This window comes from Natronococcus sp. JC468, assembly GCF_012163165.1.
GTDB lineage: Archaea > Halobacteriota > Halobacteria > Halobacteriales > Natrialbaceae > Natronococcus > Natronococcus jeotgali.
Map to the genome: position 1 here is coordinate 1 of NZ_JAAVUO010000029.1, position 14344 is coordinate 14344.

The following is a 14344-nucleotide window of genomic DNA, read 5'->3' on the forward strand; positions in this document are numbered from 1 at the left end:
CACTATCGACGACGAAACAGCTATTAGACGATCCGTGGTTTGGTCAGTCGCAGGATTCTCATAGGTGTTGAACCGAGGCTCGCCCACCGGGCATCGTTATGTGCGTCCGCGCGATCCTTCCGAGAGGTCGAGACCCGCGTCGGTCCGTCGCTCCCATGAGGTTGTATTCGTTTTTGCTATGGGGTTCTGGTTGCTCTGGGGTCCGACTCATGAGGTTTGCTCGAGAACCGTCCCTCAAGCCGAGTGCTATGATGTTGTTTGAATCGAAATCGGCGTTGCACCATGAGGTGTTGACCACCAGAAGGTTCGTTTTTCCAGGGGTGTGTTTGAATCGGGAGAGCGAAGCGCCGTTCGCTGAGCTATGCTTACTTTCTGTGAGACCGTATCATAGAGCTATTCTCATGGGATTGCTTTCACCTCTATTTCAGTGAACTTCCAGCTACGTAGATGTGCGAATCTAACGCGACCATACCCTATTATAATAGACATGTTTGGAGACCCGTCTAAATACACAGCGTGTATCGGCCACTGACTAGTCACAGTCTAGCAAGGGATCAGAGGGATAGACATGGATGAGATGAGACTTGCTTCACACAATTACCGACCGGATAATCTTTGCTTCTGCTCGCCGAAGGTGATCCCCAATCGTTCCCCTTGAAAGTCCAAGTTCCACCGCTAAATCGCGTTGTGTTGCACGACGAGGGATATCGTAGTATCCTGCGGTGAGTGCTGTCCGGAGGATTTCTTGTTGTCGGTCGGTGAGTTGTCCCGCTGGGTCACCCATGTCCGACTGATACTCTCCTGCGCGTTCGAGAGTCACGTCTACTTCGTCAGGGAAGCCAGCGATCAGGTGCTGGAGGCCTGCATCCTCGCCGAAGAGCGTGACTTCCAGCCCATCAACGGTCTCCCTCATCGGCCAATCGATACTAATGGCTTCGGCATCGATACGTTCGAGAATAGCTGTTTCAAGCTCGCCAGGCTTGTAGTGCATATACGCCAGCCACGTCTCACCGCCTGTCACAGTGCAAGCGATGACCTCTGGGGTCTCGTCTTCTATCGTTGCAAGCCGATCAGCATCGCCTCTGAATCGGGCGACCCCGACAACGGTCCCATCATCAAGAAGATTGAGATAATGTATCGCTTCCTGTGTCGCTACGAGCGTACCATCGATCCAGACCTCTCTTGGATCGTTGATACCTCTCTGCATCTGTTGATCGTTCTTCGACTGAATGTAGTCTTCCAAAGCTATGACGACAGTTATGTATCTCATTATCGTCAATATTCGCGTACCTGGCCGTACTGTTCGGTCTGTCGCGAATCGTGTTCCAGATAAAGTGCTCTTACCGCAATCATACGGAGTAATAGTGTAGCAGGTTATAAACAGTGCGTGCATGCTCAGCGTTAAACCCGAGGACACACGGCACTTCTCCCTCTCTGATGGAGGCTCGGAATATCCACATGTGGAACGCGAAAGCGACTGTACTGACGATCTTCGGCGCCACCATAACACTTCTCGGGACATTATGGGTAGTCCAGGGCCTCGGAATCATCCAGATTGACCCTATTTTGTGCGTCGGAGACTGCGAACCAATAACTGGAAGATCAGTGGAGTGGACGGTCACCGGTGCGATAGCTCTGTTCGTTGGAAGCGTCATCGTTCGGGCTGGGCTGAAACGTGTAGATCGATGATGGACCCTGCAGAGATCTCACCGCCAATTACTAACTGATTCGAAAATACCCTCTCTGCGGCTGTGGTGAATCGCCATACGGCGTTGGATTTGCCTAGCTCGCAGCACGCTTGATATTGTAGACGACACACATCAGGACGATTTCACGGAACTCTCGATACCAGGATCGCGCACGCACGGCATCGCCGAGCGTGCGCTTGATCACCGAGAAGACAGTCTCAGATAATGCTCTCTGACCGTAGAGAGGGTCAGGAGTATCGGATCCTGCTCGACGACGAGGATGAACAGTACGTTCGTTACCGTGTTGAGGCGAGCTGTCCCTACGAGGGTGACGGCTTGACGGTCATCAACGGGAGCTACTCACCCGGCGACGACTCGAAGATCGAGAGCTACATTTATAACATCGATCGAATTCGCGGGAGCCTCGCTGAGGGGATCGGCGAGCCCGAGCCCGACTACCGTGATATCGAATTTTACCCAAGATCGCAGCTGACGAGAACGCCAACGTTGCGGATGATCCGGCTGGCGGAATGCGTCCTGTCGCGAGCATCGACTGCCAGGAGGGGAAGCCGCAGCACTATTCCCTCGAAACCCGCTGGGAGCTCGAGGATCTGGTCGGGCATGAGCCAGACGTCGTCCACTTCCGGTATCAGATCTACTTCCCGACGCACTTCGAGTTCCACCAGAGCATGAATCACGGCGGGACGAAGCTTCCCGGCCCTGCTGATCACCGAGGTGGAGGTACAGCTGGCGGGAGTCACAATCCCGGTGAAGCGTGGTCAGCCCGTGGGTATGCGACGACCCACGGACCGAACGATGCGACCGAGGACGGGTCAGACATCCCGCTCGGAAAGCAAGTTTACGATGTGACCGGTGCCTCGAAGGATTACGGCCACATGCATTCCTGGAAGCGTGGCGCGAGCAAGGGCGAGTGGGTGACGATCGACGAGCGCTACGAGATGGGCGAGCCCGGTGAGTTCGACTCACGGATCGCGGCATGGATCAACGGCCGCAAGGCGTTCGATCGCGACGACTACCAGTTCGTCGACGGAGATCATGGCCACAAGGGCGTCCACGAGTGGCGCTGGCACTTCTACTTCGGCGGTCGGTGGGGCTCACCGAAGGAGCAGAGCAAGTACGTCCGTCGATTCGGAGTCTGGACGGGAGACAACTGCCCCGAGCTCGAGGGCCTCAAGTAGCTGTTTCTCTCGAAGCGTATGCGGTCGCTTTAGATCACGCTTGCGGGCAACTAGTGGCGACACTACAATGTTACGGCGGCGAAAACCAGCTTAATGAGAGATTCAAACATGTTTCCAAAAAATCCAATACACCGGCCCCTCAACTATGGGTGTCGGTGTGGTTGCCTGAACTCCTCTCCGTTCACAAACCATACCGACATCCCTCGTGGACATCTAGGAGAGTCCCCCTTCCTGGACTTTCCTACAGATGTCACTGGCGGAAAGTAAAAACACAACCTATAATTTAGACTTGAGTTTTAGCTTGGGTGAGAAATTATTAGTGGTATGAGGGTGAAATAACAAGTGGCCGGGGCATTACGTGACTCCTCACGTTCACTCTCAGCACGCTAAATGCCTCCGGCCACTCATATCGAGTACTCCCTCCTCTCGAGTAGGAGATCGCGACCGGGTGAGGTTTCGTGTTCACTCTGCAGATATATTTGCTATATATCTATATATCCTAAATCACTACAACTAGTGAAAAATTATTAGGCAGGGCATCGAGGACTACTAAACGGTCGGCGGGTGTCAACGCGCTCCAACGCTACCCCCCAGCGAGCGTAACACCACCGACCTGCCTAATCGCCTTGGAATCAGTGGGTTGGTGTCTACTCACCAACCCGACTATCGGCGCGTGCCTCAAAGGAAGCCAGCCTCCCCCCCCTGGCTTCCTACACACCTGCCTGTGTTCGATTCTCACGTAGAGGTTTTTACAGATATTTGTAGATTTGTTCTTTTCTACTATTCTGAGAAAGCTATTAGTAGTTTTAGCAACGAATCGGAGATGTCGGAGGTATCGACGTGTCACTGTGACATCGGCCCGTTTAACCCCTGCCTCCGACCCGTGGATAGCTCATCGGACAGCCAAAAACGGTAGGTGACCTTTCCTGGGACCTACCGATTTCAAGTAACACAAGTATTCCACAAGAAATAGATAGATATTAATATTGAAACTAACCATATGATGGTGGCTGGTGCGCTCCGAGGGCTGTTCGACGGCGCCACCATTGACAGACTCGGTGACCCAGCCAGGATGCCACGGAAACAGGGTTCAGACGCGGTTCCCTGTTTCCGAGTACCTCTGCCCATCTTTGGGAGACCGAGGTTGTTCTCCAGGAGTCGATCAGCGCGAGCTGCCAGGCCTGTTCGGCGAGCTCGGGACCGGCCTGCTCGAAGTCGACGGATAGGCGGGTCAGTGCGACGGCGATCAACAGGTCGTCCTCGCGATCACGACGACTACCAGTTCGTCGACGAGGATCACGACCATAAGGTCGTCCACGAGTGGCGCTGGCACTTCTACTTCGGCGGTCGGTGGGGTAGCCCGAAGGAACAGAGCAAGTACGTCCGTCGATTCGGTGTCTGGACGGGCGACAACTGCCCCGAACTCGAGGATCTCGAGTAGCTGTTTCTCTCACGGCGATAGCGTTGCTCCGGCGATTTTGGAGCGGTTGCTTTGGCTCTCTCTCTTGGGCCTCTTCGTTGAGTGTGAAACGTTTAATTCGGTTAAGTGAGAAGACTTATCCCATCGTACTCTAGACTTATTTTTGCAGGGGGCGTGTGACAAGGGAAGTTACGGCGCGATCCGGCCCTCCGTTTCCTGGAGTGCCTGTTCTACAACAGTAGTTCGCGGACTGCCTCGCTAAGCTCGAGATCGTACTCCAGGAGTCGATCGGCGGCCAGCTGCCAGGCCTGCTCGGCGAGCTCGGGATCGGCTTCTTCGAAGTCAACCAAGAGGCGGGTCAGTGCGACTGCGATCAGCAGGTCGTCCTCATGATCGCGTAGAGGCATCGCTGGTACTGGCCGCGGTTTCTGATATAAAGGTGCGGACAGTTACTCTTCTTCGTCTCCGTTGCTGGCACGATCGCGTCGCGACGCCCGACCAGCCGGCGTGTCCGGCCAGTCTTCGCGCTGGTACTCTCCAGGGTGGTCGGTGTTGATGTGTTCGGTAAGCTCCGGAATCGCACCGAACGTCCTCGAGCAGTCGGGAGACGGACACTCGTAGGTCTTGGCAGCGTTGTCGTCGGTCATACAGTCGGGTTCCGTCGCGGACTACGTCGGCCTTCCGGCTAGAGAATTGAAGGTGTGTTTTCACTTTGCATACGGGGTGTGGGGGCTAGGAGTCCCACTCCCCGAGTGAGTGCTGATCGACGTCGCGAGACTGCTCGTGCTCTTCGCGCCACTCGCCACAACTCTCGCACAGCGGCTCGTCCTCGAGCGTCCGTCGCGATGTCTCGGTTCCACAGCGCCGGCACTCAGTCATCGGGGTCACCTACTATGTAGTATATTGACTGTCTGGCGTCGGGGAGGTAGGTACGGCTGTCGATCAGGTCATGGTCTTGGAGCGGCTTGATCCCGCCGCGGGTGGTTCGGGGACTCAACCGTGTCTCGTCTATAATCTCCTGTTGTGTGAGTTCCCCCTCGTGTTCGAGGACTTTGTAGATGAGTTTCGAGCTGGGTGAGAGGTCCTTGAGCGTTCGTCGCGACGTCTCGGTTCCGCAGCGCCGACACTCAGTCACCCCGATCGCCTCCGTTCTCAGTACCGCTCGCGCTCGTAACGTCTGTCTGATATCTGTCACTCATCGTCTAACCCCGCTGCTTCTCGCAGCCGTCCGAGGGCGCTTTCGACGCCGTTCCCGTCACCGCGCTCACAGGCCGTCTCGAGTTCCGAGATAGCGTAGGCGATCTGCTGGCGATCCGGGACGTCCTCGAGCTGCGATCGACAGTCGCTGAGTTCGCTCTTGTAATACTCGACGTTCTCGCGAGCCTCCTGGAGGTCTGCCTCGAGCTCGTCGACTCGCTCCTGGAGCGCTTCGGGATCAGGCTCGGCCTCGACATCCTCTCGAGGGTCGTCAACGAGCTCGTAGAGACCACCACCGACCCCTTCAACGTGATCATGACTCGCGAGATGGGTCATCCGGTTTCGGACATTCCCACTCGAATAGCTATGTTTCTCGGCTACGAACGCCGGTGTGCATCGACCTTTGTGAAGTTCCTCTAAGATTGCCTGATCTGTTGGGTTCAGATCATCGGTTTCGAGAGTCACGTTGCCAGTTACTGCACTCATCATAGCCGTAAATATGACGCTCCATAATAATACTATTACGGTCGGTATCAACGAATCATGACTCGAATAAACGTAACGTAATAACTAAGGTACTGGCCAATATACTATTGAGTAGAGATCGAGGGTGGCCGGGAACATCTCGGCCGGGTGTTAGAGCACCCGACCTCGGTCTTGGAGAAGACCAATGCAATCTCAGATAGCTGCGAACGAAAGCGTTTCGGAAGAAACGATCGGCGGCCTGGCGGCGAAGATCGGCTTCGTCGTGGGTGTCGACGAGGAGAACTGCGCCCACCTACACTACCCTGCGACGGACACGATCAGGGTGTTCCCCGTCAGCGAGGGCTTCGACCTCGAGACCGACGACGTCAGCGGTGAGCCCGAGCACGTCGAAGAACTCGACGGTCGGCCGCTGGCAGCGTGGTGCGAGTACGTCGAGTACAAGCGAGGCTGGGCGTTCACGACCCACCGCGCGCCGGAGGGGTTCTGACATGCAGGGTATGGTCGACCTCATCGAGCGTACCGAGAGCCTTGAGGACGAGGAAGTACAGTCGCTCCGAGAGTTCGCGGCCGACCTGACAGACGGCTCCGAACCGACACCACACGGGCTCCCGAGCGGCCCCGGTATCTCCCCAGTTCGCGAGCGCAAGCTCGAGCGCGAGGCCCAGCGGGACATCGAGCTCCTCGAGGAGGCCCGCGTTGTTGCCGGGCCCGAGGACTGCGATGGCGAGGGCGATCGCGAATGACGCTCGAGGCGGCCCTGATCGTTAGCGGGCTCGCGTTGATGGCAGCCTCGGCGGTCCCTACGATGGCCCGTGAGGTGGTTCGCTGATGGCGGTCACGCAAACCACGACCGACGAGATCGAGATTATCGACGAGGTCGCGGCGCGCGCTCTCACAGAACCCATGACCGTCATGAGCTCGGTCGGGATCGTTCGCGGCGCCAAGGGTATGTACGAAGTGACGAGCGAATCGGAGTACATCGTCGACCTCGAGGCGCCTAGTGGAGCGCGGTGCCTCTGTCCCGACCACAAGTACCGCGGGAGAGAATGCAAACACATCAAACGAGTCAAGTTCGAGACAGGGCGCGAGCCGGTCCCGGCGTGGGTCGACCTCGACGACGTCGACGACGTCCTCGGAATGTGGGTTGAAGGCGAACCGCGGTGGTCGCGATGAACGCCGACAGCTCGATCACGCTACGGTACACTCCTCGCGAGGGCAATCCGCGACGTATTCGCCTCGAACCCGCCGGCTTCGGCGAGTACGATCGGATCGTTGAGGAACGTCGCGACGGGCGCTGGTGTGTCGTTGGTCACGAGCAGGTTGACGACGTCGAACTCGAGGCGCCGGCGGCGATCGTCACCGGAAACCCGGTGTCGTTCTACAGAGGGCCCTAACATGCGGGACGTACTCGACCTAGACACCGAGTCCCAAGGAATCAAAAGCAAAACGTCGATTTGAACGACGGGCTTCGGGAAGAAGAACCGACTGGCGAGATTCGGTGCGGAGAGTATCGCTAGTCGACCGAGAACATTGGCGGGAACCCGCATGAACCTGATGGCAGCCACCGCTTTCAAAAACTGGCTACTGGCGAGACCAGTTCCTGCTCGAGTGGTTGCAACTCCATTGTTTCTCGCTTCACTTTCGGAATTACAAGCAGCCTTTATAATCTATCAAACAGACCAGATTGGTATGATCGCTGATACACGGGTCTTTGACGATTCTTTTTTGCCGCCAGATCCGTTGCATCGGGAGGCCGAAACCGAGCAGTTACTCCGACGCTTTACCACGACACACCCCCGAGCATCGGACGTTCTGATTTCCGGACCCAGTGGTGTGGGAAAGACACTGCTCGCACGGAACGCAGTCAACCACCTCGAGACACAGACCAATATCACGCGAGTGTTCGTGGACTCGCTCGGGAAAACGACCGGCGACGTGCTCCGATGCGTTCTCGAGGGGCTCCCGCGAGGCTCGAATGACGTCCCGCAGACACTCCCAACGACCGATGCTTGTCGACAGCTTCGCAATGCGATCACCGACGAGACGATCATCGTCCTGGACGAAGGTGAGGACCTCCCGGAGACGAATGCGATCAGTGAGCTACTCGCAATCGAGAACGTGACCGTCGTCGCTATCGTTCATGATGGAACTGACTGGCTCTCACGTCTGGACGTGACCGACGGCCACCGTCTCGATCAAGGCCATCTCGAGCTCGAACGCTACGGTGTCGACGAGCTCGCGGACATCCTCGAGCGGCGGGCGCGCCAGGGGTTACACGGTGAAGTTGTGACGCGAGGCCAACTCGAGGCGATCGCCGACGAGGTCGCCGGCGTCGCTCGCGAGGGAATCCAGTCACTCCGGGCAGCAGCGGAGTTGGCTCACGAGCGCGGCCACCGCCGGATCCGCGATCGCGACGTCGCCGACTCCTATGAACGCGCGAAGCGCCGGATTCGGCGGTTGAACCTGCAGTCGCTCCCGTACCATCACCAGGTACTGTACGCGATCATTCACGACGCCGGCGAGATTACGGGAGAGGAGTTACACAATTACTATGAGGCGGGCGCTGACGCGATCTACGCTGGGTCACCCGTGCAGCCACTTGGAAAGCGGGCTCGTCGCGGGAAGCTCCCGAAGATGAAAGCCTACAATCTTATTGATTATGATGGACCGACTCGCGATCGCCTCTACTGGGTAGTTGATGGAGATGTTGTGCCAGTCATTGAGATTCCAACCAGAGTAACCAAGACGAATGGATGATAAACCCATCTACTATAAATCGTTTTAGCTGATGTTTAGGTGGGATAGTTTACTTATACATCTCTATTTATTTATCTATCTGCCATAAGATGGAATAGGTGCGAAATACAGGACATTATTATGGATCCGTCTTACAGAATAATCCCAGTCCTCCAAACCTCCAATGTAGACCCGGGAGAGTCAATTGAGATTGATTTTTTCATTGACGCCATCGGAGATATTGATTCTAACCGTCTTCATGTCTCCTATGCATATCCGGAACTATTTCAAGATGAAATTGGAGTCGCTTCAATCGGATTCTCTATGGACGAAAATGGCCGATTACAACCCGGGCAAGAATCTGATCAAATGGAACTAGGTAGGGGATCAAACCAATGGCAGTTTCCATCCTGGTTCTTTGAAGGGGTTTCGAGTGAAAATCAGGATCCAGTGACCTTAGGTGGCAAAACGCCTAACCAAGAACATTATCCACAAAAAGTGTGTGAAGTTATAGAAGCAGAAAAAGACCACCCTCCAATAAAGTATCAGTTTAATATTGATAGTGATGCCCCACCAGGGGACTATACTATTACTTGTATCTTCACTTATGGAAAAAGTAGTAGAACATATTCTGATAGAGAGGATATTCAGATACATGTCAATAATAGGCGAGAAAGATGGGAACCTTGGCCTTTCAGAATAGCGGTGATGGCTGGAGGTGCTGCTGTATTAAGCCTAATTCAGCAAACAGGCATTGTAGGACAGGTGGCTGAGTTCTTGTCATATATAGGATAACTCTGCAGAGCCACTATACTGGCAGTAGAGAGTAGAAACCAGATCCGACCACCGTACCACAATATTGTTTTAGTCAGCACCTGGTGATATCTCCATTTATTACTAAGATTCGGAACTCTAAGGGGTTTTTAAGCTATTTCTCCCTGAAGCAAAGAGTGCATGTTGACGACGAGTACTCGGGTGTTAGGTTTCGTCGGCGTCCTCGTCGACGATTCGGATCGAGTAGACCTCGATCTGTTCTGCACGCTTGTCGATGGCCTCCTCGAACTCGTCGGACTCGTCGTAATCGTCAATCAGCCGCAGACAGGCGACCCCACGCGGCGTGATCTCGTAGAGACCCGTCCCTTCGACCGGCCCGATCCGCGTGACGAGGCCGTAGTCGTGCAACTGCGGCATCCGGCGGTTGATGTTGTTGCGACTCCGGTCGACGTTCGCGGCGATGTTCGCGCCGAGGTTCCGACCTTCCGCCAACTGCTCGAGGATCAGACGGTCGGACGGGAGCTGCAGCCGCATTGGATCGGAGTTGGTCATTCGGCTATATGACACCAACGATGTTATGGGGTATAGATCCACCGCTGTTGCGCCTCCGCAATTACATCAGCGGTATCATTAAGGTGGAGTAGCGAGAACGCTCTAAATGGAAACCAGATCTTACCGGGCATAGAAACGTGCCCACCGTGTTGGCGCACGGCAGGCTGGTTTCCGATCCCCGCACGAGGGATTTCAGAAACCATGCGAAAAGACGACAGCAGGGACAAAAACAATTGTCCCACGGAACGCGGAACAGCCGGCCGTCCAGATGGCCGAGATAACACTACAGACGACGATCGGTCGCGAAAAACGCTCCCGCGTAAGGACGCGGCAGCACAGACGAGAGGTTGTGCAGGAACGGATCCTCATCCAATCGAATTGTCTGTACGCGAGGAGAATAATCTCTCCGGCACGATCGCCGGTGTCCTCGAGCGTCTCGAGAACGGCCAGGTCGCCCGCGAGTTCGACGAGGTTGAAGACAGCCAGCCTGATCTCGAGATCTCCGAAGGGAAGCCGGCATTCGGCGGCCAGCGCTTCCGGGTCAAGGGTGAGACTGACGAGAAGTGGGTCGAGACTGGCTACGTCATCGCTGTCGGGGGTGCCGGCCGATGACGGTCCGCTACGGGGTCGTCGGGGCGCTCGATCGTGGTGTCGCGGACGCGATGGGTGACATCGGCGGCAACGCGATCCTCGTCGACGACGATAACGACGAGATCTTGGTCACCCAACCTACGATGGAGGGGGAGAACGATGCATAGTTGCTCAACCTGCGGGACCCGCGAGTATCTGTGCGAGCGCTGCCGGATGGAGGAGCTCGAGGACCGACTCGGCACTGCTGTCGACCGAGACGTCAACCACTGGATCCTCGAGACCGATCTCTGGCACGCCTCGGTCGCGTTCGACGGCGAGACCCACGAGTGCGCCTGCGGTGTTGACATGGAAACGCCACTCGAGCGCAGCGCAGAAGATCTTCGCTATGTCCCTGAGGAGTACGACGCACCAGTCTGCGAAGATTGTGTCGCCGAACTCGAGGGGGCACGTCGAGAGACGGTTCCCGCGGACACGGCGTTCGAGCGCGCGAGCAAGCTGGTGACCGACGGCGGGATCGACGTTGACGCCGTCCGCGCCGAAGTACCGTTCTGGATTCAGTTTCAGGGCCGACGAGCGTCGGCGATCCACATCCCCGCCGAGGACTGCACTCGCGACGATCCCGACTCGGCGTGTCAGTACGAACGATCGGCGACGCCCTGGACATTCGATCCCGATAACATCCCTAATCCAGAACTTCACGCCCGACTCTGCAAGACCTGCGCAAAGCAGGTGCTCGGTATCGAGGAGGATCAATCGAAGTACGGCCGATCGCCGGCCGATATCCTTGCCGAGAACGGGTTCAACCAGGACAACGACGATCGCGAACTTCGGACAGACGGCGGCGGTCTTGAGGAGGTCTGCCGACGCGAGACGATCACCGAAGGGCCAAACGGCAGGCTCCAGATCGGTGACCGCGAGATAGTCGAGGAGATCGATGACGTCTGCTCGACACTCGAGGCACTCCAAGAAGAGATCGAGAACCCGGAGGTCGACGAAGCCCTCCAATCAGCAGTCAGCCACACCTGGCGTGCGTCGATCCTTCAGCGCGTCGACGAGAACACCGATGTTCGAATGAATACGAGCTCCGGAAGCACCGGGGTGGGAGCCCATGGCTCTGATCCAGTAGAATTCACACGCGACGGGGGTGACCCACAGTGAACACGACTCCCGATACTGAACTGGCTGAACGCTGGGACAACCACGTCAGTGAGATGTGGTTCGACCGCTCGCAAGCGCCCTGGACCGATCCTCGTGGCGCATTCGACGAGGCGGAGCCAGTCCACTATCCGAGTGCCGAGGAGGGAAGCACGGCCTACTGCTACCCCGAAGGGGACGTCGTCTTCATCGAGTATGACGGTCGTGTTCGAACCTGTATCGCCCTCAGTGACCGCCCAGAGAGCGAGCAAGCGTACGTCCGCGATCAGCTCGAGTCCCCACGATGAGCACGAAAATTCCAGATCCCGAAGCCGAAGCGAAAGAGACTGTCGAGGAGAACCGAGAGCTATTCGAGCGAATCGCCAAGTCCGATCTTCCGATCGCGGATGACATAGAGCGGATACTCGAGATCGCCGACGGAGGTGACGACTAGATGTCGACCTCAGCCGTCACCAAGGAGCAGTCGCCGGAGCGCAGCGTTGTCGTCAATGGCGTCCCGCGCCTCCATAACGTCATCGAGCGAGAGGCTTTCGGCTTCGCTGACAGCGCCGGCGGACTCCATCCAGCGACGCTCGAGCTCGTCGTCCTCGTCGATGGCACGCTGGCTGAGCGCTGCACCACACCAGACGCAGACGTCGTTCTCTCGTGGAGTCTCTCGGTCACATCGGTGACAGACAGCGGGCGCGAGGTCGTCATGCTCGTCCTCTTGGACATCGAGTCCATGCGCCTTCGCGATCTCGCGGTCGTTCGCGTCGGCGAAGACCGAGACGTAGCGGGCAGCGATATCCGAGCCACGCGTCCACCCGTGATGATCCTCGAGGTGAGCCTGGGAGACGCCCTGGCTGGCGAGATGGGATGCCGAGGACTTTCGGAAGTTCGAGGGCGTCACCGGTCGGTCGACATCGGCTTTCCGAGCCTTCTCCTTCAGGATGTCTCGGACGCGATTGTTCGAGATCGAGTTGCCGGTGTTGAGGTTGCACCACAGCGGGTCGCTCCCGCTTCCTGGATGGACCTCGAGCCAGCGGTTGACGTAGGGGACCGACGGAATCAGGACGGGCGATCGCCGGCCCTGTTTTCCGTTGACGGTGACTTGGAGCCCGTACTTGTGGTCGGAGATCTGCTTCGGCGTCAACTCGAACAGTTCGAAGGGTCGAGGACCGAGGTCCCAAGCGAGGGCGATCAGTGCGCGATCGCGGAGGTTCGCACAGGCGTCGATCATCGGGAGGATGTCCTCCTCCCAGCGAAGCATGTCGCCGGGATCCGGGGCGGGATCGTAGTTGCTCGGATAGCCACCAGGAATCCACTCGAGGCTCTCCGGGATCTCGTCGACGTCGTCGTCGCTGGCGAGTTTACCGAACTGCCGGAGCGTGACGCGATAGTCTTTGTTCGTCTCGGCGGAATCGGCCTTCTCGGTATTGATCCAGGCGACGAGGCGCTCGGCAGCGTCTCGGTCCTCGAGGGCGTCGGCGAGACCACCGACCTCCTGGGCCATCTTCACGGCTCGCATGAGGTACTTCTCGTGAGCGAAGTCGGAGTACTTCGAGGGCCCGAGGATACGGATGCGATCGGACATGCGCCGAAGGATCTTGGCGTCAGCCTCGCTCATGTTCTCGGCTTCGTCAATCCGCTCGCGGAGCCGTTTGATCGACTGCTCCGGATTCGAGGTCATGACTTATACTATTTGTACGGGCATGTAAAGGTAGGATTTGGATCCCTCCCCGGGCACTTCCGTTCTACGCGATGTCACGAACGCAGTGAGCGACGAGTCGTAGACGAGCGGCAACTACGGAACGGTCCTCGGATTCCCGCAGCCAATTCGGTATCAGATAGCGGTTTGTAGCGTCCTCGAGCCGCAGCAACGGAGTACCAGCGTGACGTCGGAGCCGACAACCGCGATTCGATGCCCCGGTCCGTTCGGAGGTCGTCGACGAGTTCGGGAGTCACGCCGAGAAACGGTCCCCGCCGACGCCACCTTCGAACGTACGAGCGGGCTCGTAGCCGACGGCGGGAGCTCGTCGAGCGCGGCTGATCGAGTAGCACGCGAGCGCGTCGCACTCTCGAAAAGGGGAGTCGCTCTGCGCCCGGCTAGACGTACTCTCCAGGCTGATCTTCGAATTCGTCCCGCTGGTCGGTGGAGCAAAAGCGGAACTCCTCCGAGTTGTGTCGGGTCACGATCTGTTCGTCATCCTCGTGTAGCTCTTCGCCACAAACGGGACACTCGTCCATGCGAGTTCACCTCACAGGATAGTGAGGAGACCAGGCAAGGAATGCTCGCCCTGCAAACACAGGGAATCGGGCACGTCGGTCAGGAGAGGCGTGCGGCGATGATTTGGATCCCTCCACGTGCGCCGACTTCAGATCCGTCACGGTCGGAGAGGGTATCGTTGCGAAGAAAGTCGATGCCCGGACTCGAGTGACGTACCCGGAGCGAACGTTGCGGGGCGCTCGCGCCCCGGAAAGACGAGCGACGAGACGGCGAGTGAAACGGCGCTCGTAGTCACCCGTCCGATCGGCGGTCGTCGATGTGAGTGCGAGAAAGCTTATGC

Annotated in this window: 22 protein-coding genes and 1 pseudogene; 13 read left to right on the plus strand and 10 right to left on the minus strand. The window is 57.4% G+C overall.

The features are described from left to right. Positions 1-589: 589 nt before the first annotated feature. Both GWG54_RS15055 and GWG54_RS15060 read right to left on the minus strand, forming a co-directional pair. Positions 590-1243: a helix-turn-helix domain-containing protein gene (locus GWG54_RS15055; protein WP_245242821.1), complete on the minus strand. Its 654-nt coding sequence runs from the start codon at positions 1241-1243 to the stop codon at positions 590-592. Between the two features lie 539 nt (positions 1244-1782). Then, positions 1783-2001, minus strand: a pseudogene (locus GWG54_RS15060) (transposase); the annotation flags it as partial. Positions 2002-2218: 217 nt separating this feature from the next. Here GWG54_RS15060 and GWG54_RS15065 point away from each other — a divergent pair. Both GWG54_RS15065 and GWG54_RS15070 read left to right on the plus strand, forming a co-directional pair. Then, positions 2219-2887 carry a polysaccharide lyase gene (locus GWG54_RS15065; RefSeq protein ID WP_167938555.1) on the plus strand — a complete coding sequence of 223 codons (669 nt, stop codon included), beginning with the start codon at positions 2219-2221 and terminating at the stop codon, positions 2885-2887. Positions 2888-4121: 1234 nt separating this feature from the next. Continuing rightward, complete coding sequence (locus GWG54_RS15070; RefSeq protein ID WP_167938554.1) at positions 4122-4328, plus strand: hypothetical protein; 207 nt, start codon at positions 4122-4124, stop codon at positions 4326-4328. A gap of 209 nt (positions 4329-4537) precedes the next feature. On the opposite strand, the gene GWG54_RS15075 is transcribed toward GWG54_RS15070, so the two are convergent. The 5 genes from GWG54_RS15075 to GWG54_RS20680 form a co-directional block, all read right to left on the minus strand. Further along, the gene (locus GWG54_RS15075) at positions 4538-4714 is read right to left on the minus strand and encodes a hypothetical protein (RefSeq protein WP_167938556.1); all 177 of its coding nucleotides are present in this window, start codon (positions 4712-4714) and stop codon (positions 4538-4540) included. A gap of 42 nt (positions 4715-4756) precedes the next feature. Beyond that, a complete protein-coding gene (locus tag GWG54_RS15080) occupies positions 4757-4954 on the minus strand; it encodes a hypothetical protein (protein ID WP_167938557.1) in 198 nt (65 codons plus the stop codon). A gap of 85 nt (positions 4955-5039) precedes the next feature. After that, on the minus strand, positions 5040-5186 hold the full coding sequence (locus GWG54_RS15085) for a hypothetical protein (RefSeq protein WP_167938558.1): 147 nt from the start codon (positions 5184-5186) through the stop codon (positions 5040-5042). Continuing rightward, on the minus strand, positions 5179-5502 hold the full coding sequence (locus GWG54_RS15090; RefSeq protein ID WP_312854293.1) for a MarR family transcriptional regulator: 324 nt from the start codon (positions 5500-5502) through the stop codon (positions 5179-5181). Before GWG54_RS15090 ends, GWG54_RS15085 begins: the two co-directional genes overlap by 8 nt. Then, positions 5499-5840, minus strand: a complete 342-nt coding sequence (locus tag GWG54_RS20680) for a hypothetical protein (protein WP_209438468.1) — start codon at positions 5838-5840, stop codon at positions 5499-5501. Before GWG54_RS20680 ends, GWG54_RS15090 begins: the two co-directional genes overlap by 4 nt. 334 nt (positions 5841-6174) lie before the next feature. On the opposite strand from GWG54_RS20680, the gene GWG54_RS15100 reads away from it, so the two are divergent. The 6 genes from GWG54_RS15100 to GWG54_RS15125 all read left to right on the plus strand — a co-directional run bounded on the left by GWG54_RS15100 (position 6175) and on the right by GWG54_RS15125 (position 9521). Further along, positions 6175-6477: a hypothetical protein gene (locus GWG54_RS15100; protein WP_167938559.1), complete on the plus strand. Its 303-nt coding sequence runs from the start codon at positions 6175-6177 to the stop codon at positions 6475-6477. Between the two features lies 1 nt (position 6478). Continuing rightward, positions 6479-6733: a hypothetical protein gene (locus GWG54_RS15105; RefSeq protein ID WP_167938560.1), complete on the plus strand. Its 255-nt coding sequence runs from the start codon at positions 6479-6481 to the stop codon at positions 6731-6733. An 85-nt stretch (positions 6734-6818) separates the two neighbouring features. Then, the gene (locus GWG54_RS15110; protein WP_167938561.1) at positions 6819-7163 is read left to right on the plus strand and encodes a hypothetical protein; all 345 of its coding nucleotides are present in this window, start codon (positions 6819-6821) and stop codon (positions 7161-7163) included. After that, on the plus strand, positions 7160-7384 hold the full coding sequence (locus GWG54_RS15115; protein WP_167938562.1) for a hypothetical protein: 225 nt from the start codon (positions 7160-7162) through the stop codon (positions 7382-7384). The genes GWG54_RS15110 and GWG54_RS15115 overlap by 4 nt, the downstream gene beginning before the upstream one ends. Before the next feature lie 295 nt (positions 7385-7679). Further along, positions 7680-8747 (plus strand): Cdc6/Cdc18 family protein, encoded by a 1068-nt coding sequence (locus GWG54_RS15120; RefSeq protein ID WP_167938563.1) that lies wholly within the window; start codon positions 7680-7682, stop codon positions 8745-8747. A gap of 120 nt (positions 8748-8867) precedes the next feature. Next, complete coding sequence (locus GWG54_RS15125) at positions 8868-9521, plus strand: hypothetical protein (RefSeq protein WP_167938564.1); 654 nt, start codon at positions 8868-8870, stop codon at positions 9519-9521. A gap of 183 nt (positions 9522-9704) precedes the next feature. Here GWG54_RS15125 and GWG54_RS15130 read toward each other — a convergent pair whose 3' ends face one another. After that, entirely contained in the window at positions 9705-10052 is a 348-nt protein-coding gene (locus tag GWG54_RS15130; RefSeq protein WP_167938565.1) for a hypothetical protein, read from the minus strand. Positions 10053-10253: 201 nt separating this feature from the next. Here GWG54_RS15130 and GWG54_RS15135 point away from each other — a divergent pair, with 201 nt between their 5' ends. Genes GWG54_RS15135 through GWG54_RS15155 form a run of 5 tightly spaced genes read left to right on the plus strand, consistent with a single transcriptional unit; the run spans position 10254 to position 12231 of the window. Continuing rightward, positions 10254-10664: a hypothetical protein gene (locus GWG54_RS15135; RefSeq protein WP_167938566.1), complete on the plus strand. Its 411-nt coding sequence runs from the start codon at positions 10254-10256 to the stop codon at positions 10662-10664. Next, positions 10661-10810 carry a hypothetical protein gene (locus GWG54_RS15140; RefSeq protein ID WP_167938567.1) on the plus strand — a complete coding sequence of 50 codons (150 nt, stop codon included), beginning with the start codon at positions 10661-10663 and terminating at the stop codon, positions 10808-10810. Before GWG54_RS15135 ends, GWG54_RS15140 begins: the two co-directional genes overlap by 4 nt. Continuing rightward, entirely contained in the window at positions 10803-11801 is a 999-nt protein-coding gene (locus tag GWG54_RS15145) for a hypothetical protein (RefSeq protein ID WP_245242822.1), read from the plus strand. Before GWG54_RS15140 ends, GWG54_RS15145 begins: the two co-directional genes overlap by 8 nt. After that, positions 11798-12085 carry a hypothetical protein gene (locus GWG54_RS15150; protein WP_167938568.1) on the plus strand — a complete coding sequence of 96 codons (288 nt, stop codon included), beginning with the start codon at positions 11798-11800 and terminating at the stop codon, positions 12083-12085. The genes GWG54_RS15145 and GWG54_RS15150 overlap by 4 nt, the downstream gene beginning before the upstream one ends. Beyond that, positions 12082-12231, plus strand: coding sequence for a hypothetical protein (locus GWG54_RS15155; RefSeq protein WP_167938569.1), 150 nt, complete (start codon positions 12082-12084; stop codon positions 12229-12231). The genes GWG54_RS15150 and GWG54_RS15155 overlap by 4 nt, the downstream gene beginning before the upstream one ends. A gap of 9 nt (positions 12232-12240) precedes the next feature. Here the strand turns inward: GWG54_RS15155 and GWG54_RS15160 are convergent, their stop codons facing one another. Together GWG54_RS15160 and GWG54_RS15165 are read right to left on the minus strand one after the other, a co-directional pair. Then, positions 12241-13467: a tyrosine-type recombinase/integrase gene (locus tag GWG54_RS15160; protein WP_167938570.1), complete on the minus strand. Its 1227-nt coding sequence runs from the start codon at positions 13465-13467 to the stop codon at positions 12241-12243. A 416-nt stretch (positions 13468-13883) separates the two neighbouring features. Further along, positions 13884-14024, minus strand: coding sequence for a TRASH domain-containing protein (locus GWG54_RS15165; protein ID WP_167938571.1), 141 nt, complete (start codon positions 14022-14024; stop codon positions 13884-13886). Positions 14025-14344: the final 320 nt, after the last annotated feature.